The 17,586-nt window shown below is 53.2% G+C and carries 16 protein-coding genes; 5 read left to right on the top strand and 11 right to left on the bottom strand.

From position 1 onward, the window contains the following. Window positions 1-108: 108 nt before the first annotated feature. From ACNRUY_RS10825 to ACNRUY_RS10860, 8 genes are all read right to left on the bottom strand, one after another. Window positions 109-657, bottom strand: coding sequence for a hypothetical protein (locus ACNRUY_RS10825; protein ID WP_488111647.1), 549 nt, complete (start codon window positions 655-657; stop codon window positions 109-111). Window positions 658-668: 11 nt separating this feature from the next. After that, window positions 669-1,130: a hypothetical protein gene (locus ACNRUY_RS10830; protein WP_488111648.1), complete on the bottom strand. Its 462-nt coding sequence runs from the start codon at window positions 1,128-1,130 to the stop codon at window positions 669-671. A gap of 74 nt (window positions 1,131-1,204) precedes the next feature. Continuing rightward, window positions 1,205-2,899, bottom strand: coding sequence for a glycoside hydrolase family 19 protein (locus ACNRUY_RS10835; protein WP_488111649.1), 1,695 nt, complete (start codon window positions 2,897-2,899; stop codon window positions 1,205-1,207). A gap of 91 nt (window positions 2,900-2,990) precedes the next feature. Continuing rightward, window positions 2,991-4,847, bottom strand: coding sequence for an ABC transporter ATP-binding protein (locus tag ACNRUY_RS10840; RefSeq protein WP_488111650.1), 1,857 nt, complete (start codon window positions 4,845-4,847; stop codon window positions 2,991-2,993). Window positions 4,848-4,867: 20 nt separating this feature from the next. Beyond that, entirely contained in the window at window positions 4,868-6,715 is a 1,848-nt protein-coding gene (locus ACNRUY_RS10845) for an ABC transporter ATP-binding protein (protein WP_488111651.1), read from the bottom strand. Between the two features lie 53 nt (window positions 6,716-6,768). Beyond that, complete coding sequence (locus ACNRUY_RS10850) at window positions 6,769-7,260, bottom strand: MarR family winged helix-turn-helix transcriptional regulator (protein WP_488111652.1); 492 nt, start codon at window positions 7,258-7,260, stop codon at window positions 6,769-6,771. Between the two features lie 128 nt (window positions 7,261-7,388). Beyond that, a complete protein-coding gene (locus ACNRUY_RS10855) occupies window positions 7,389-8,540 on the bottom strand; it encodes a DUF1501 domain-containing protein (RefSeq protein ID WP_488111653.1) in 1,152 nt (383 codons plus the stop codon). A gap of 7 nt (window positions 8,541-8,547) precedes the next feature. After that, complete coding sequence (locus ACNRUY_RS10860) at window positions 8,548-9,942, bottom strand: DUF1800 domain-containing protein (protein WP_488111654.1); 1,395 nt, start codon at window positions 9,940-9,942, stop codon at window positions 8,548-8,550. A gap of 262 nt (window positions 9,943-10,204) precedes the next feature. On the opposite strand from ACNRUY_RS10860, the gene ACNRUY_RS10865 reads away from it, so the two are divergent. From ACNRUY_RS10865 to ACNRUY_RS10875, 3 genes are all read left to right on the top strand, one after another. Beyond that, the gene (locus tag ACNRUY_RS10865; protein ID WP_488111655.1) at window positions 10,205-11,785 is read left to right on the top strand and encodes an AbgT family transporter; all 1,581 of its coding nucleotides are present in this window, start codon (window positions 10,205-10,207) and stop codon (window positions 11,783-11,785) included. Window positions 11,786-11,986: 201 nt separating this feature from the next. Beyond that, the gene (gene chrA / locus ACNRUY_RS10870; RefSeq protein ID WP_488111656.1) at window positions 11,987-13,129 is read left to right on the top strand and encodes a chromate efflux transporter; all 1,143 of its coding nucleotides are present in this window, start codon (window positions 11,987-11,989) and stop codon (window positions 13,127-13,129) included. Between the two features lie 34 nt (window positions 13,130-13,163). Beyond that, entirely contained in the window at window positions 13,164-14,114 is a 951-nt protein-coding gene (locus ACNRUY_RS10875) for a LysR substrate-binding domain-containing protein (protein ID WP_488111657.1), read from the top strand. Window positions 14,115-14,127: 13 nt separating this feature from the next. Here ACNRUY_RS10875 and ACNRUY_RS10880 read toward each other — a convergent pair whose 3' ends face one another. Together ACNRUY_RS10880 and ACNRUY_RS10885 are read right to left on the bottom strand one after the other, a co-directional pair. After that, a complete protein-coding gene (locus tag ACNRUY_RS10880) occupies window positions 14,128-14,523 on the bottom strand; it encodes a DUF2799 domain-containing protein (protein ID WP_488111658.1) in 396 nt (131 codons plus the stop codon). A 115-nt stretch (window positions 14,524-14,638) separates the two neighbouring features. Beyond that, window positions 14,639-15,076, bottom strand: coding sequence for a hypothetical protein (locus ACNRUY_RS10885; protein WP_488111659.1), 438 nt, complete (start codon window positions 15,074-15,076; stop codon window positions 14,639-14,641). Window positions 15,077-15,266: 190 nt separating this feature from the next. On the opposite strand from ACNRUY_RS10885, the gene ACNRUY_RS10890 reads away from it, so the two are divergent. Further along, the gene (locus ACNRUY_RS10890; protein ID WP_488111660.1) at window positions 15,267-15,668 is read left to right on the top strand and encodes a hemerythrin domain-containing protein; all 402 of its coding nucleotides are present in this window, start codon (window positions 15,267-15,269) and stop codon (window positions 15,666-15,668) included. A gap of 20 nt (window positions 15,669-15,688) precedes the next feature. Here the strand turns inward: ACNRUY_RS10890 and ACNRUY_RS10895 are convergent, their stop codons facing one another. After that, window positions 15,689-16,501, bottom strand: a complete 813-nt coding sequence (locus ACNRUY_RS10895; protein ID WP_488111661.1) for a DUF3050 domain-containing protein — start codon at window positions 16,499-16,501, stop codon at window positions 15,689-15,691. A 366-nt stretch (window positions 16,502-16,867) separates the two neighbouring features. On the opposite strand from ACNRUY_RS10895, the gene ACNRUY_RS10900 reads away from it, so the two are divergent. Beyond that, window positions 16,868-17,581 carry a response regulator gene (locus ACNRUY_RS10900; RefSeq protein WP_488111662.1) on the top strand — a complete coding sequence of 238 codons (714 nt, stop codon included), beginning with the start codon at window positions 16,868-16,870 and terminating at the stop codon, window positions 17,579-17,581. Window positions 17,582-17,586: the final 5 nt, after the last annotated feature.

A 17,586-nucleotide genomic window follows, 5' to 3' on the forward strand; every position in this document is an offset into this window, starting at 1 on the left:
AAGAACGCCAATGGAAACTCTGATAGATGGCAAAGAGATCTGGAAGGAAAAATTTGTAGCCTGAATTTGACCTGACAGACACCCTCTGAAAAATCGGTGACTGTCAGATCAGGTCTGAACTACTACAGATGAAAGTGCTTGGGCTGATTGATTCTTGATCATGTTTTTGCCCTGAGCCTCTCCTGAGCTGGTTTTATCCGCCTGGCCTGCATCAAGAACCTGCCTGACCTTCTCCATGTGTTCATTCACGATGGCTTTCATTTCAGGGTGATTGTCCGTCGCTGACAGAATGTTTGCGACGGCTACCTGATGCATTTCCGGCTTGGTATCAGTCGTCTGCATTGCGTTAGTCAGATAAACAGTATCCATCTGGCGGTGTACGGCTTGAGAATTTGATTTCAGCTGGTCATTGCTTATAGGGGCTGCTTGAGGTGATGTGGCCAGAACCGGTTTGCTGCTTTCACTCGTCGCTACCATTTGAGCGACAGGGTTAACACCTTCGGTAACACTCATGGAGTTCTGTTTGTCAAATCCCTGAGAAACTTTCTCCTCTTTGATTTTGCCCTGGTATTTTTCTTTGGCAATCTCTTCGGGTAATCCGAGAGATTGTTTCAAATTTTCAGGGATTTGTCCCTGGTTAGAGGCTACTCCGGTCATAATCAGTTACCTTATTTACTTTGTTGGGTTATTAAACTCTCTGCTTTGAAAAATTCTTTGTTTTCAATTCCCAGCTCTTTGGAAAAAACAACGGCTGCCTGGTAGGACTGTTGCGCTTTGTCGAATTCATTCAGGTGGTTGTAGCAATCCCCCATGTACACAAGAGGGAGAGGGTTTAACAGGTCAAGCCTGGCGGCATAAGAGAAGCTGTCGATGGCATTGCCATAGAGTTTGAGCATTTTTTGACAGGAGCCGAGCCCAATAAAGTATTTAGGGTTCCAATGGTCAAAGTAGCATAGGGTTTTGAACTTCTTCAGCGCCTCCATGTATTTGTTTTTTTCATAGAGGTTAACGGCATTGAGGTACATTTGATCGAGAGTAAAAGGTGGGATATCTGTCAAATCTGCAATATTGCCACCTTTTGCAATAAAGGTTGTTATTTTTTTTTCATATGCTTCCAAGGATTGCTGCATTGTAAGTTCCTTTTTGATGGCTTTTATTAGTCTTCAAAGTTAGCATATTGTCTTTACTGTTTCCCCAGATGCCATCAAGGGCTTATTGTTAAATCGGGAAAGTGGTGCTTTACACACTTTTCATAGTCCCCCTGCTTTAAAGCAGAATACGGGGTCTGATAAGCGGCCAGCTTACAGGCATAACTGGTACCATCGGGAGTTGATGGGCTCCAGGACCAGTCTTTTTCCCAATAGATATCCACAGCCCCTGCGCCACCACTGTCAAACTGCTTCATATTGGCACAGCCCAGTGTTTCGCTGACAGGTACATCTACACCCAGGTAATTGGCAAAGCTGCGATAGTAAGTAATTCGATTTCGGGACTGGGCAATTTCGGTGCTTCCACCACACTCTACGCCACCGTTGATGATCTGGGTAGTGACTCCAAAGCCGGGGACTAGGCCGTTACTGCTGTCATTGCCATTGGGCTGCCATGTTCCGTCGATAACATGCAGCATGCTGGGTTTGGGCGGTTGTGGGTAGATGAAAAAGAAGATGGCACTGGCCAGGTTCAGCCAGGTATCTGCCACCCTTTCAGGGTTGTCTAATAATGTTCTGACCGTGCCAAACATAGCTTCGGAAAAGGGGCCGTAGTTGTAGTTGTAACTGAGTTGTTTAGCCCCCCGGCCAAAGTAGCTTTTGAACTGACCATCGGGGAAAGTTCCACAGGGCCAGGTTTTACCTTGCCAGACCGAAGGGTTGCATTCGCTGTTGTAGCCGCCCCTCATGACTTCGGTCCACCCCATTTCCCTCACATGAACCAGGCCTTGCCGCCACTCAGGAACTGAGTCATGGGTGTTATGGCCACCGGTTTCCTGGGTGAAGTGGGCAAACATAGTGGCCAGAGCTTTTCGACATATCCGATCGCTGTTTCGCCCATCGGTGTATGTACCACAAAAGGCCGGGAATTTCCCGGCTGCCTGAAGCAGGTGACGGTAGGTGTATTCAGGGGCTCTTTGGGGAAACAGAAAATCCCAGGCAGAGCTGCTGATTATATTTTCAATCCGGCGGACATTCTCAGGATTGCTGATAGAGCCCGGCTGGATGCTATCCACAACGCTGTTGTTGGTGGTGGCTATAGAAGCTTTGACCTTCTGTAGTAGGCTCGAACCGGTGAGCTCTGCTTCTTTGGCGGCTAACTGGGCTCGGGTGAAGGTCATCCCTGAGTTTATGACAGGTTGGGAGGGCGGTTGAGAAGAAGTGCCAGGCTGTGCCGTAGAACCAGGTGCTTGAGATGTTTGTCCTCCTGAGTAGGTTGACCAGGCCTGACTCCATGCTGAGCCCGTTCCGGGTGCATAGGCCCAGGCTGCTCCTCTGCACCATGCCTCGGTTATACCGACTTTGCACTGGAAGAGCTGGCCGTTGTGACTGACCACATCGCCTCCCCGATAGGGGGTGCCCTCTACATAAGCGGGGTAGCTTCCAGAAGAGGCAGGAGATGGGCTGGAAGGGGTGGCGACCGGTGTAGCAGGGCTTGGCGGTGGAGAGGCAGAGGGAGTAGCCTGGCTGGCAGAACCTATTCTCTTCCAGGGGGAGTCCCATTCATTCTGGTAACTGCCCCCCGGGGATTGGCCCGGATTTGCCCACCACTTGGCTTCGTACAGAGAGCCATCAAGAATAACCTGAGACCCGCCTGGATAGCTTTGGCCTGCCTGCCAGGGGGTAGCCCCCCAGAGGTTGGTGATGAGCAGTCCCCACAGGATGGAAATTGAAAACATCCACTGTTTCATAAGCGTTCCCTGCTTTAGTGTTCGTTAATACAATAGTTCCAGATTAGTTGATTGTAGTTATGAAATAAGTGCTGCTTCAGGCTCCTGAGAGCTAAACGGCTATTTCGACCGGTGATGGGGAAGGATGTGCGGGGCGTTCTCCTGACCCTCCCAGTTGGGCCTCTGTTTGCTGGGCGAGATAGAGATCCCGGTAGTGCCCGGCCTGATGAAGCAGTTCCTGATGACGGCCTCGCTGCACAATCCGGCCTCTGTCCATCACCAGAATCTGGTCAGCGTCCTGAATGGTGGCCAGTCGATGGGCCACCGCAATGGTTGTTCGGTCTTCTCTCAGGGTAATCAGGGCCTGTTTGATGTTGTGCTCGGTTTCCCCGTCAATGTTGGCGGTGGCTTCATCCAGTAGGAGAATTTTCGGGTTCTGGGCGACCGTCCGGGCAAAGGAGAGTAGCTGTCTTTCACCGGTTGACAGCGCCTTGCCTCCAGAGCCGGGTTCGTGGAGATAGCCGCCGCTAAGTTGCTCAATAAACGGGTCCGCATGGACTTTCCGGGCTGCCGCTGTCATTTGTTCCGGGGTAATGGCCGGGTTGTTCAGAGTGATATTTTCCGCCAGGGTGCCACTGAAGATGTAGGGTTCCTGGAAGACCAGGCCAATGCCCTGGCGAAGGCTGTCTTCATCCAGCAGGGACAAGGGCTGGTCGTCTACCAGAATACTGCCCTGCTGATGCTGGTAAAAACGCATGAGCAGGTTAATGACCGAGCTTTTACCGCTGCCACTGTGCCCGACAATGGCAACAAACTGACCGGGCTCAACACTGAAGCTGACCTGGTCCAGCGCCTGATTTTTATTGTCGTAAGACAGGGAGACGTTATTAAAAGTAATTTTGCCTTTTCGGATACCTTTTTTATCCTCACCCTGGCTCATTTCAGCAGTGTTCTTGTGGTAAAGCGTTTCATCGGTGGTTTTATTCAGAACCTGGAATAACCTTTCCGAAGCCACCAGGGATTGCTGCAGGTTGCTCATCTGCATGGTGATCTGGCGGAAGGGCTCAAAGAAACGGCTCAGGTAATTAATAAACGCGTACAGGGTACCCACCTCAATGACTGAGAATCCTGACCGGTAGCCGAACCAGCCCACCACCACTGCCAGGGCAATGCCGTTCAACAGGTGGGTAAATGGCATCAGCAGAAGGCTGTCGATACCAATGTTTTTTCGCTTCAGACGGCTCCATTCCCGGTTGTCCTGGTCAAACTGTTGTTGCAGGTGGTCTTCCTGAGCCATGGCCTGGATAATCCGCATGCCGTTCAGGGATTCGTTAATGCGGGTGTTGATATTGGCCAGCTGGCTGCGGACACCATGAATGACCGGGTGGCTGATTTTCTGGTAGATGCGGATCGCCATCAGCATGATGGGAATCAGCAGCAGGGTCATCAGCATCAAACGGGCATCCAGCAGCGACATGGCAATAAAGATACCGGCCACTCTGAAAAAGGCCTGCAGTATGGCTGGAATCACACCAACGAACATTTGCCGAAGGACTTCGGAATCGTTGGTGATCCGTGAGATCAGGCGTCCGGTGGGCTCACTGTCGAAATAGGCCATGGGCAGCTTCAGCACGTGGGTGAACAGCATGCTTCGAATGTCGTGTACAACATTCAGGGCACTCTCCTGAAACTGCACGTTCTGAATGTACTGAAGCGCAGAAGACCCCAGGTAAACGCCCACCAGGGCCGAACCAAGCACCGCCAGTGCCATAACATCCTGGCTGCCGGGGGCAATGTGATCATCAAGAATCATTTTCATCAGCCAGGGGGCCAGCATTTCCAGAGCCGTGGCCAACAGCAGCAGGGTAAAGGCTGCGGCAAACCGCCACTGGTAGGGTTTGGCATAGCGAACCAGCTTGGCCAGTCCGGAATAGCCTGAGGTCGCTTCGGGTCTGTTCATGGATTTCATTATGACGAGCTGAACTCCTGTCAGGCGGATACCGGTTTGACGGTCTGGTTGATCGTGGCCGTCTGGTGATCGGTCTCCAGGGGCTGCAAGAGGGTTCTGGCCTGCTGGCGGAATATTCTGGCGTACCAGTGAGTCTGACCCGCCTGATTGGCAGACTGGTCCATCAGCTGGTCATGGGTTCCCTGCTCAATGATCTGACCTTTATCCAGCACCAGAATGTGATCTGCGGTAATCAGTTCCGGCAGTCGCTGGGTAACCAGAATGATGGTTTTTCGGCCTTTGCCCTCCTGTCTGATCGCCATCAGGTTTTTCAGAATACGGGCCTCTGTTTTCATATCCAGGGCGCTGAACGAATCATCCAGCAGTAAAATACGACTGTCGCTCAACAGTGCCCGTGCCAGGGAGAGACGCTGCTTCTGGCCACCGGACAGGTTGATGCCATTTTCTCCAAGCAGCGTTTGGTAGCCATCCTGAAAGGCCATGATCTCTTCATGAATCGCAGCGAGCCGGGCGGCCTGCTCAATTCGGGCCTGATCCGTTCCGGGAGCTGCCAGGCTGATGTTGTCAGCAATGGTTCCGGAAAACAGCATGGGTTCCTGGGGCACCCAGGCCAGCTGGCTGCGCAGACTGGCCAGTTTTAACTGCGGTAAGGGTGTGCCGCCCAGGGTGATGGAGGAGCCTTCTGCAAGTTCAAACTCCCGGAGAATCAGACGGAGCAGGCTGCTCTTGCCGCTGCCCGTCCGGCCGGTAATACCGATAAAAGACCCTTCGGGAATATGGGTATGGATATTTCTCAGAACCGGTTCTTTGTTTTCCTGGTCTTTATGATCAACGTAGGAAAACGACTGAATGTTGATTGCAAGACTGGTGTCGTCAGGAACAGGACTGGGGTTACTGCAGTCCTTCACTTCAGGGGTCTTGTTAAACAGCTTCTCCAGTCGGCTCCAGGAGGCACTGCCCCGCTGGAACACGTTAAATTGCCAGCCAAACTGAAGCATTGGGCCCAGCATCTGTCCCAGATAGAGCGTAAAGCTGGTGAGCAGCCCGACGGTAAGCTCCCCCCGCTGGATCAGCCAGGCACCGGCCATCAGGGCCAGGACAAAGGAAAGCCCGAAAAACAGGCTGATGCTGGGGCCGAACAGGGCATCAATTCGGGCCACTTCGCTGTTGGCTGCCACCGTGTCCCGGGACAGTTTGTTAAAACGGTGAATCTGTCGCTCCGTCAGCTGGTGGGCTTTCACCGCCCGAATGCCACTGATGGACTCCCGGGTCTCCTCATTCAGATTGGAAAAGGCGGCCTGGGCTTTGCTGAAGCGCTTGTGCAATGCGATACCGTACCGCTTGGTGACCCAGACCAGAATGGGGAAGGGCAGCATGGCGATCAGGGTCAGTTTGCCACTGACAATAAACACCATGGCAAACAGTACGGTAAATCCGGCAATCAGCGAGTCAACCAGGGTCATAATGCCAACGCCGGCGCTCTCTTCTACCGCATTGAGGTCATTGGTGGCATGGGCCATCAGGTCCCCGGTGCTGTAGCGTTGGTAAAACGCCGGCGATAAACGGGTGAAGTGGGCAAACAGGCGGCTACGCTGACTTCTGACCAGCTCAATGGATGCCCCGTAAAGCATCGATCTCCAGGTGTATCGAAGTCCATATACCGCCGCCCCGGTGGCAAGGATACCGGCAACATAGATAGCCAGTTGCTGATGGGTCAGGCTGTTGTCTTTGATTCCGTCAACCACATGACCAATGATCCAGGGAGGCAGCAGGTTCAGGGCAGAAACAATCTGCAGACAGATAAAGGCCAGCAGGTATTGTCGCCAATAATCCCTGAGGATAAACCGGAGTTTCCAGAGTAGTTTCAATCGTGTGCCTTTTTAAGCCTTTTCATTGTGGGTGATTGCCTTAGCGGGGCTGTTTAACGGTCATCGGAGCAGTGATGAAGTGATTTCAGGACATCCAGGTTTTGCATCAACGATGTCAGCCCATTGATCAGTTGTCGGCTGTTTTGCGCTCCCATGGAGTCCAGATGTTTCTGGAGCTGTTCTGCCTGGGAGTGGGTGATTCTGGCCATGCACTCCTGGCCATTTCTGGTCAGCTGCAGACAACGTACCCGGCCGTCTTCGTGGCTGCCGGTAATATCGAGCAGCCCTTTCTTTTCCAGCCGACGGGCAACCCGGGTTGCGCCGCTTTTGGTCATTCCAAGTGCTTTGCCAATGGTCTGGACCGGACAGCGGTCGTGTTTATGGATCAGCCTTAATGCCAGGAAATCCACCATGTTCAGATCCGGCATGTCCAGATCCTGGTTGTCACAACCGGTGCAGCAATGACTGCTGAAATACCAGGTGAGTGTTATTAAGTTGTCGTATAAATCGTATGAGTCGTATAAAGAGTGTGCCTGGTTTTCCATTGGCTATATCGTGCTAATTTTCCCAGGCCATTGAACTGAACTTGGTTGACACAGTCAACCAAGTGATTACCGAACAAACGGTTCGCAGGATGGGGAGAATCGGCTTTCCGGGATGAAAGCCGTGGGGGTTAAACAGTCAGTGAGGCGGGCGTGACGCCAGGGAACACCTGGTTCAACTGATGGCCGGACAGTTGCCAGTGCTGTACCAGAATGGAAGATATCCATTGACGTATATCAGAGGTGGGGCGAAGATCCCGCTGTTGATAAAGATCGTTTTTGCCCAGGCCGGGCCACTCACCCAGGGTCTTTCCGCTCTTGATGGCACCGCCCGCCAGAAACAGGCAGGAGGCTGTACCATGATCGGTGCCCCGGGTGCCATTGGCGGCTACGGTTCTGCCAAACTCGGTGGCAATGATCATCATGGTTCGGGACCATGCTTTGTCGCCCATGGCGGCCTTCATCGTCTGCAGGCCCTCATCCAGTTCACGGAATTGCCGGGTCAGCCGGGCATGCTGGTTATCGTGGGTATCCCAGCCGCCCATTTCCAGCATGATGGCGTCAGGGCTATGGGCATCTTTCATCAGCACCCCTGCGGAACGGGCCAGTTCAACAAATCGCCGGTTTCTGCTGCCCTCCATGGAATTCCCCACCATGGCCCTGGTTTCAAGGGCTTCTTCAAGGCGCTGGTGCAGTTGTTCATCCTGTTCGTACATCTTAAATAGTCGCTGGTACAGATCCTCTTTGGCGGAAGGGATCTGGCTGGGGTACCAGGTTCCTGCCGGGTGATGGCCCCGGAGACTGATGGGGAGGGACTGGGCAATCGCCAGCCCTTTTTTGCCGGTTACCGACAGGGCCCGGGATAACCAGCCGTTGTCCTGGTTGACCGGTGTCAGGGCGCTTTCCAGGATGTCCTGGCCATCAAAGTGGGAGCGCTGGCGATAGGGGGAAGCCACGGCCACCACAGGCATCATCTGCTGGGTCTGGTACCAGCTGTGGAGGGTTTTCAGCTCGGCGTTAAGGCCGAATCCGCGGTCGAGGGGAAGCATCGTATCAATGGCTGGAGCTGCAATCACTTCACGGTGCGGCATCAGGTGGTCGTCAAAGGCTGGAATCACCGCGTGCAGAGAGTCCATGGCACCCCGGAGTACGATCCAGACCAGGCGGGGGCTGTCATTATCAGTGTCGGCCCCCAGGGCCAGGCTGCCTGCCAGTGGCAGTTGGGATAAAGCCATGCCCGTGCCCAGCCATTTGACCAGGTTACGGCGGTTCAGTTTACTCATGGAACGTTTATCTCCTCATGAATTCCGGGCTCAGCAGTAACAGGGCCAGCCCCTGCTGACGGCTTTCGGCACGACTGACGACTTGCCGTGAAGGTTGGGTTAACAGCCAGTTTAGTGTGCGATCGGCTAACGCCAAAGGTTCCGGCGTCTGCGGGATTCGCTCTACCCAGCGGTTGACCCAGTCGATCCGGGTAAGCAGGGCATCGGAACCATTCCAGGCACTGGCGGTGTCCTTATAACCGGCAGGAGAGCCTGCGCCAAAGGGACGCTGTCCCATGGCGGTGAGCGTATTAACCAACATCCGCTCCATTCTGGTTTTTCGCGGTTTGGGAAGTGTTGCGACATTCTGGTGGCTGGTGGCCCGGCACACTGAAACCAGATATTCCCGCGGGGTTTTCAGCTTCTGTTGTTCCGGATGCCAGCTGCTGTCATGGGTAACCAGAGTGGTAAACACTTCTTGCAACTGGCCACCGGTTTCCAGCCAGCGTTTTTCCAGGGCATGGACCAGTTCTGGTGGAGGGGTATCACTGACAAAGTGGCGGGCCAGTTTGAACGAAAGGTAACGGGCTGTGGATGGGTGAACAGCGATGTCTTTCAATATGCTTTCCCCCTGCCCAAGGCCAGCTTGTGAATAAGTTTTTCCCAGCACCGTCCGCTGGCCCGGTTGATGGGTGTTGCTCCTGAACAGAAAACCTTGCTTTTCAAGGTGTTCCTGATCCCGGTCCGGGTTGGCGACACTCCAGCCGGTAATGGCCCTGGCCAGCTCTTGAATATCCTTCAGGGTATAACCTCCGTCCGCACCCATGGTGTGAAGCTCCAGGATTTCCCTTGCCAGGTTTTCATTGATGCCCCTGGGTGGTTTCGCTTTTCTGGCCAGGTAACGGGCGGCCCTGGAGTCCGGCCCAATGGACTTGTCATTATCCAGATAAATCAACATGGCCGGGTGTTGCTCAACGGCTATTAGCAGGTCTGAAAAGGATCCGAACAGGTTTGGGGCAATGGCTTCTCTTTCCAGGGTGGGGGCCAGGGGCGTCATCAACCCTCCCTGGGCGCTGACACTGAAATGATTGGAAAAAAAATCCAGCAGGCGCCAAGTAAAAGACTGGTTGCTGATGATGCTTCGGGAAAGGCCATCGGCGCAAAGCTGAAAGTAACTTTTCCTGCCCGGGGGTTCTATCATTGTTCCGGAGGTTTGGCCGGCAGCCTGTTTTTTTTTCATGGCCCGGAAGAGGGCGTGCTGGGCGATCACCTCATTGCTTTTCGGCAGGGATGAATCAAAGGTGACGGGCATCAGATGATTAAGCAACCAGCCCTGGGGATCGGTTCCGGCTTCATGAAGTTCATTTCCCTTTGCACCCATGCCAAAACGGTTGGTGGCAATAATCGCCTGATTTTTATTCATTGGGCTTTACCGGACGCCTGTCTTTCATTTATTGATTTTATTTAAACCAGAAAATGTCCCGGAAATATCTCCGGGGACCCGGAAATTGTCTCAAAGTGTATCAATCGTAAAGAAAGCTTCAGATTGACACCTATCAACAAAATCAATACCAGCAATCAGTATATTGCTGACTGTGCCGGATCTGTTCAAGCGCTTGAATCATAACCACAGCGCGCTTTCTGACATACCTGTATTCCAACAAGATTTAGCGGGGGAACATTCAATGCCTGATGCAAAGGCTGTTGCGGGTAGTGTTGATTTAAAAGGTTCCAAAAAACTATCCTGGTCGGATCGATTTCTGAATTTTATTGAAAACGCCGGTAATAAACTGCCCTCACCGGCTATGCTTTTTATCTACTGTCTGTTTATTACCCTGGTTCTCTCTTTCTTACTCTCTCTGGTGACTTTTGAAATGGTCGATCCCCGTTCGGGAAGCGCCATTGTTGTGCACAATCTTATTAACGGCCAGTATCTGGCGAATTTCCTGGCGTCCTCCGTAACCACATTTACCAGCTTTGCTCCCCTGGGTGTTGTGCTGGTGGCCATTATGGGGGTAGGCGTTGCTGAAACCTCCGGTTTTATCAACACCACATTGAAAAAAGTACTGCGAATGACACCTGCCCGGTTGATTACTCCGGTGGTAGTCCTGGTCGGGGCAGTCAGTAATATTGCTTCCGATGCTGGTTATGTGCTGGTGATTCCCCTGGGCGGTATTATTTTTTATGCGGCGGGACGTCATCCCCTGGCGGGTCTGGCGGCGGCATTTGCCGGGGTTTCCGGCGGCTTTTCCGCGAGTCTGGTACCCACACCTACGGACCCGCTGATCCAGGGCTTTACCCAGGCCTCCGCTCAGCTGTTCGACCCAGCCTATCTGGTCAACCCCCTGTGTAACTTCTTCTTTACTTTTGCATCCACCTTCCTGGTGGGAGCCATGGGCTGGTACGTGACCGATAAAATCGTTGAGCCCCGCCTGAACCGCAATGCGCCCATTGATAAAGACCTGGACGTAGTGGATGACCTGGGGGATATCTCTGAACAGGAACACCGGGCTTTTCGTCTGGCTGGTTACACCATGCTGGGGCTGATTATTCTGGTGGCGGCCCTGTGTATCCCGGCCGCTTCACCGTTCCGTAATGAAGAAGGTCTGCTGACGGCCTTTAATGCGCCGATCATGGGCTCCATTGTGCCGTTGATTTTCCTGATCTTCCTTTTGCCTGCTGTCGTTTATGGCTACACCACCGGCAAGTTCAAGAACTCTGCGGATGTGATTAACTCCATGGGGGACAGTATGGCCACCATGAGTGGTTATATGGTCATGGCCTTCTTCTGTGCCCTGTTCCTGAAGGCTTTTGGGGATTCCAATATGGGAACCCTGATTGCCCTGGCCGGTGCCGATCTGCTGCAGACACTGGCGCTTCCCGGACAGTTGACCATCGTTGGCATCATCCTGTTGTCCGCCATTGTTAACCTGTTTATTGGTTCCATGTCCGCCAAGTGGGCGTTGATCGGCCCCATTTTTGTGCCGATGCTGATGGCGGTGGGCATTTCTCCGGAGCTGGCTCAGGCGGCTTACCGTATTGGGGACTCTTCATCCAATATCATTACGCCCATGCTGACCTACTTCCCACTGGTGGTGGTTTTCTTCCAGCGCTATGTGAAAAATGCCGGTATTGGCACGGTGGCTTCCACTATGCTGCCGTTCTCCATCGTCTTCATGATCGGCTGGACGATCTTCCTGCTGCTTTACTGGGCAACCGGATTGCCTCTGGGCATCGCTTCCACCTATACCTACCCGGTGATGTAAGGGCTTTCAGAATGACGTTCTGAGCCATCAATAGGTAGCGGTCAATCTTCCACCAGAGGATTGACCGCTTTACATTTCAGGGGACAGGAAACATGAAGATTAGAATTATCGATGCTTTTTGATTGAAAGGATCGATATGCATAATTTTCAAGGGGCCGATATCATGGCTGCATTGAAATTGAGCATGCAGGTGCCTGGCCGGTGAACAAGTTACTGACGATTTTCTGGCAATTTTTTCTTCTGGGGTGGACCAGTTTTGGGGGGCCGGCGGCCCATATTGGTTATTTCAGAAATACCTTTGTGGAGCGGAAAAAATGGCTGACGGACACCGACTACTCTCAGCTGATCGCCCTTAGCCAGTTTTTACCGGGGCCGGGCTCCAGCCAGATCGGTTTTGCCCTGGGCTATCAGCGTGCCGGACTGGCTGGAGGCATTGCTGCTTTTATCGGGTTTACCCTGCCTTCCTTTGCCATTCTGGTGGCGGTGGCCATGAGCAGCCAGCTGTTTCTGGAAGCCAGCTGGTATCAGGGCATCATTGCCGGTCTCAAGCTATTGGCAGTGGTCGTGGTGGCGGACGCAACGCTGCAAATGTTTCGTTCATTCTGCAAGAATCGCCTGACGGTGAGCCTCTGTGTGTTCAGTGCGGCGCTGTTGCTGGTACTACCTGATGTAGTGATGCAGATGGGAGTACTGGTGATTGCAGCGATCATAGGTTACCGCTGGTTACCAGCCAGCACCGATATCAGCTCATCCTGTCGTTTTGTGGTCTGGCCGTTGATCGTGTTTGCGGGTCTTCTGCTGGGCCTTCCCTTTATTGCCGGCCAACTGCCTATGGTAGAGGTGTTCAGCGACTTTTATCAGGCGGGCAGCATGGTATTTGGTGGAGGCCATGTGGTGCTGCCTCTGTTGCAGAGCACCACTCAGGATCTGATCAGCACCGATACCTTCCTTACCGGTTATGCGGCTGCCCAGGCGGTTCCGGGTCCCATGTTTACTCTGGCGGCCTACCTGGGGTATTTTGCTTCCGACTCGGTTCCTGTGGCGGCGGCGATCGTAGCCACTCTGGCGATTTTCCTGCCAGGCTTCCTGCTGGTGGTTGGTGTGCTGCCCGCCTGGCAGGCTCTGGCAGGGCGGGCCCGGGTGGCCGGTGCCATTGCGGGCATTAATGCTGCCGTGGTTGGGTTGCTGTTGTCTGCACTGTATTCCCCGGTGTTTACTTCCGCGGTTCATTCCGCTGTTGAGCTGGCTGCGGCCCTGGTGGGCTTTTATCTGCTCAGGGTGATGAAGTGGCCGGTGTTCTGGCTGGTGGCGCTGGCTATTGTGCTGGGTGTGCTGGTGTTATAACACGGCTTTGTAAACCATGAAGTCTGGAGGTCTCGTGGTCCACTCCGGTAAATTCAACCTGTCGCGAATTGATCTCAATCTGCTGACGGCACTGGAGGCGCTTCTGGATGAACAGAGCGTCAGCCGGGCCGCCCAGCGCCTTTATATCGGTCAGCCAGCCATGAGTCATCATCTGGCGAGGTTGAGAGAGCTGTTTGACGATCCGCTTCTGGTTCGCCAGGGCAGTCGGATGCTGCCAACCCGGCGGGCACAGGAGCTGGCGCCGAAAGTGCGCCGGGCACTGGATAACATTCGCAATGAGGTACTGCCTGCCCAGGTGTTTGAGCCTGCCCGGTTTAATGGGCACCTGACCATTGGTATCACCGACTACGCCGAGTCTCTTTATGGAGATGTCATCGTCAGTGCCCTGGGGGAAAGTGCGCCGGGTGCTTCCATCAGTTTTCTGCTGGTGGACCGTGAACGGGCCTGCTCATTGTTCCGCAAGGGCCAGCTGGATCTGGCCATTGGCAACTGGGTGGGGCCTCCGGGTGATATTGATATCCAGACGCTCTATACCGAGCAACATGTCTGCCTGTTTGATAACCGGGAGATGAATCTGAAGCTGCCTCTGTCCTACCAGGATTTTCTCAAACTGGATCATGCGCTGATCAACAATACCGGTGAGATCCGGGGCGTTGTGGATGAGTTGCTGGCCGGGCAGGGAGATAAAAGGACAGTACGGGTAACCTGTGGCCGCTTTACTTCCCTGTTGCGCCTGCTGCCTGGATCCCGGTTAATCAGTGTGGTGCCCCAGGTACTGGCTGAGCTGGAACAGTCCGGGCGGAAACTCAGTATTTCTCCCTGCCCGGTGCCGGTTCCGGATTTTGATATCTGTCTGGCCTGGCGGCACCTTGATGCACAAGCGCCTTTATTGGCCTGGCTGAAAAGCCTGGTTGCAAAACAAGTCAGCGCCAGGCGCAATGAACTGCTGCCTGATAACCGATAATCGGTCTTCCAGGTCAGCTTTCGAAATCCGTGGTCAGGCCCATAAAGTAGTCATCGAGCCCATTCTGCCACTCTTTCTCAATTTCTCTGGCCTGAGCGTGTTTACTGCACTGGTGGTTGTATTCCTGGCCGGAGAGCCCCAGGAAATAGGCATTGTCCAGCTGGCAGAACGCCTTGAGCCCCTGTTCATAGCCAGTGTGGTATTGCCTGATGGCTTTCTCATCCGGTGATGTGCCAGCGGGATTCAGGTTTTGGAGTTGATTGACATTTTTGATGGCATACCCCATCTCTCCATCCTGGACTCCAAGCGCCTGCCACTGGCCATCATGGGCGAGTTGCTCTGCTGATGGTATGGCTGTGCATCCTGCCAGGATGAAGACACATCCAATAATCAATGATTTGCGGTTCATTGCTTCCCTCCATTGGTAACAGCCGGTTTTATCGACGATAAAACAGGTTTGTTGATGACGTCTGGTGACCACCGCCTTTGTTTAAGGAAGATAAAGGCGATGGTTAAAGCATTGATCAGCCCTGCTGCTTTTTCTCCCAGGCTGTCATCCGCTCTTTCATCCGGTTATACCGCTCCAGAGGCATCCCATTTTTCGCCAGTTCCAGCTCCTTCACCAGAGAATTGTCTTTGGTGACGATGGTGACTTTGTAGCCTTCAGGAGTAGGCGTTACCTTGCCCACTTTGACATTGGGGTTGCCCTGGTGAATCAGGCGGGCTTCATTCAGGGTTCTGATTTCATCGGCGGTATAGCTGCGATTCAGGAATTCCTGCATCTTTTGGGATTTCATTCCCATGCCAGGTTTGCCATGGCCTGACTTCTGGAAGTGGCTCATCCGCTGCCCGGACGAGCAGTTTCCAAAGCCCTTGCCGTCACTGTTGTGCATCCAGGCAAAGGCGGATGAGGCGGAAAAAACAGCGACCAGGGCGGTGGCGATCAGGGTTTTCTTTTTCATGGCTCTTCTCTCCAATCAGTCTTTGTATAGCGTCATTAAAGACCAGGGGTGTCACAGAAATATCCCTGTCTTTTTTGAAATTGTCGCAATGTGTATCAGAAGGGAGAGAGCCTGGGAGAAGGGCTGGCAATGGATAGTCTAGACTTTTCAGGGATATCAATGAAATCGTTCACGGATGAGAGGAAAAGCCATGTTAATTGATGAACTGCGCAGTGAACATGAGCAAATCAGCCTGATGCTGCTTCAGGCAAAGAGTGAGGGGGTGGGGACCCAGGAGGGGCGGGATCTGATGATGTCTGCCAAAAAGATGCTTCTGGCCCATTTGAATAAAGAGGACCGATATCTTTATCCCGTGCTGAGGGCTGCGGCAGAGAAAGATGAAGGCTTGAAAAACACGCTGGAGGAATACGCCCAGGATATGGAAAATATTTCCTCGGATGTGATGCTGTTTTTTAGTATGTACGAGTCTGGCAGTAATACATTGGAGAATTTCCAGACCGATTGCACCAACATTATCAAGGCTCTCAGTAAAAGAATCACCAAAGAAGAGGCGGTTCTGTACAAGCAATACCAGAACCTCGCCAACTCCTGATTTCCTCTCTGCAAGCTCCCTTAATCTTCCTGGCCCCCATCAGCAACCGCTGTTTCGGGGGCAGTTTCTTTCGTCCCGGATGGCAGGGCATCCAGCTGCTTTTCAAGGGCATCCCAGAGCCGGATGCGGGATTCCAGCGCTTTGTGGGCTTTTTCCAGAGCGGCCTGCTCCGCCTCTTTTTCGGAATTAATGCATTGCTTTAGCAGGCTTTCTGCCGCAGGGCCATGGTCGTTGCTGTCCAGGTCTATGTGGCGCTCAAGGTAGTAAGTCATGGCCGGAACCGACTCCGGGTTAACCCCCCATTGCTTCAGCAGGGCAGTAAACATCTCTGGAATCGCATCTTCCCGACCGAACAGGAAGTAACTGGCCACTTCCGGCAGGGTGCCTTGCTGGGCAATGGTCAGGGTGTCCGTGACAAATTCCTGGATATAGTCTGGGACAAGGGCTTCCTGCAGAGCCTGCTGCCAGGGTATTCCCTGGTTGATCTGATAAAGAACACTCTCTATCCGGCTGGTATCTGCAGATACTTCGCGCATGGCGGAAAGGTACATTTCCAGGTGGCTGGAAGGAATGCCGTGGTGGTCTTTATCGGTTTCTTCATAAAGAATGATTTCATTGATAAAGCGTGCAGACCGGGAGTCAGGCACCGGAGTCCAGGGCAGTTGTACCTGGGTGAATTCAATCTGCAGGCGCTTGGCCAGTGACATAAAATCCCACACAGCAAACACATGGGCTTCCATAAAGGCTGCCAGCCTTTCCATGTTGTTGACTTTGGCGTAAAGCGGGTGGTGGTGCAGCTTTTTCCGAACCTCATTCAGCGATTGTTCAAACATAACCGCGCTCCTTTTGGGTCTGAGTGTAAGAAAAGGCTTCCTGTCCCGCTTTGCCCCTCAGTGACAATGACCGGGTTTTTACATCCGGCATAAAACTCCCTGTGTCGTCTACCTGTATCACCTGGAGGGGCATCAGGCAACCTGTCTTATTTATCGGCAAGAAGAGGGAGGGAATAACGGTGAATGCAGGATACGGTGGTATGAACATGTTTCCAGAAACGACAGGGGCTTGCCGCTCAAGGGCTGTGTGCAATTGTCGCAGTTTGTATCATTTATTCCCGGCCCTATCCAAACCACAGGCGGGCTGGCTTTATAATGGCATCCTGAGTGTATGGCTGAAACACTACCCTGATGAAAACACCGATCATGAGCAAACATATTCTGGTGGTTGATGACCACGATGAAATCCGTGACTTGCTGGGACGATACCTGGATCAGCATGGTTACCAGGTCAGCCTGGCAGATGGAGGCCAGGAAATGCGCGCTGTTCTGGCCAGAGAGTCGGTGGATCTGGTGGTACTGGATATCATGATGCCGGGGGAAGATGGACTGACTCTGTGCCGGTACCTCCAGGAACACAACGGCCCTCCGGTGATTATGCTGACCGCCATGAGTGAGGAGGCGGATACGATTGTCGGCCTTGAAATGGGGGCTGATGACTACGTCACCAAACCTTTCAGCCCCAGGGAGTTGCTGGCCAGGATCAAGGCCGTGCTGAGACGCATGGAGCACACCTCCGGGCGAGAGGTTCGCGATGCATCCAGTTCAGAGATGCAATTCAAAGGCTGGAGTCTGGACCTGAACCAGCATCAGCTGACCCGTGAGGACGGTTTGCTGGTGGCATTAAGTGCTGCAGAGTTCCGTCTGTTGAAAGTGTTTCTCGAGCACTCCCGCCAGGTGCTGAGTCGTGATCAGTTGATGGATTTGACCAAGGGTCGTGAAGCCTTGCCTTTTGACCGCAGCATCGATAACCAGATCAGCCGGTTACGGAAAAAAATAGAAAAAGATCCCAGGAACCCTCTGTTGATCAAAACGGTCTGGGGTGGGGGTTATATGTTCACTGAAGAAGCCAGAGCCTGAGGTAG

Source organism: Endozoicomonas sp. Z74 (assembly GCF_057680865.1).

Excerpts from the sequence above, each read along its gene's own strand:
- ACNRUY_RS10825 (WP_488111647.1), bottom strand. The coding sequence starts at position 657 with ATGACCGGAGTAGCCTCTAACCAGGGACAAATCCCTGAAAATTTGAAA.
- ACNRUY_RS10830 (WP_488111648.1), bottom strand. The coding sequence starts at position 1,130 with ATGCAGCAATCCTTGGAAGCATATGAAAAAAAAATAACAACCTTTATT.
- ACNRUY_RS10835 (WP_488111649.1), bottom strand. The coding sequence starts at position 2,899 with ATGAAACAGTGGATGTTTTCAATTTCCATCCTGTGGGGACTGCTCATC.
- ACNRUY_RS10840 (WP_488111650.1), bottom strand. The coding sequence starts at position 4,847 with ATGAAATCCATGAACAGACCCGAAGCGACCTCAGGCTATTCCGGACTG.
- ACNRUY_RS10850 (WP_488111652.1), bottom strand. The coding sequence starts at position 7,260 with ATGGAAAACCAGGCACACTCTTTATACGACTCATACGATTTATACGAC.
- ACNRUY_RS10855 (WP_488111653.1), bottom strand. The coding sequence starts at position 8,540 with ATGAGTAAACTGAACCGCCGTAACCTGGTCAAATGGCTGGGCACGGGC.
- ACNRUY_RS10860 (WP_488111654.1), bottom strand. The coding sequence starts at position 9,942 with ATGAATAAAAATCAGGCGATTATTGCCACCAACCGTTTTGGCATGGGT.
- ACNRUY_RS10865 (WP_488111655.1), top strand. The coding sequence starts at position 10,205 with ATGCCTGATGCAAAGGCTGTTGCGGGTAGTGTTGATTTAAAAGGTTCC.
- ACNRUY_RS10880 (WP_488111658.1), bottom strand. The coding sequence starts at position 14,523 with ATGAACCGCAAATCATTGATTATTGGATGTGTCTTCATCCTGGCAGGA.
- ACNRUY_RS10885 (WP_488111659.1), bottom strand. The coding sequence starts at position 15,076 with ATGAAAAAGAAAACCCTGATCGCCACCGCCCTGGTCGCTGTTTTTTCC.
- ACNRUY_RS10890 (WP_488111660.1), top strand. The coding sequence starts at position 15,267 with ATGTTAATTGATGAACTGCGCAGTGAACATGAGCAAATCAGCCTGATG.
- ACNRUY_RS10895 (WP_488111661.1), bottom strand. The coding sequence starts at position 16,501 with ATGTTTGAACAATCGCTGAATGAGGTTCGGAAAAAGCTGCACCACCAC.
- ACNRUY_RS10900 (WP_488111662.1), top strand. The coding sequence starts at position 16,868 with ATGAGCAAACATATTCTGGTGGTTGATGACCACGATGAAATCCGTGAC.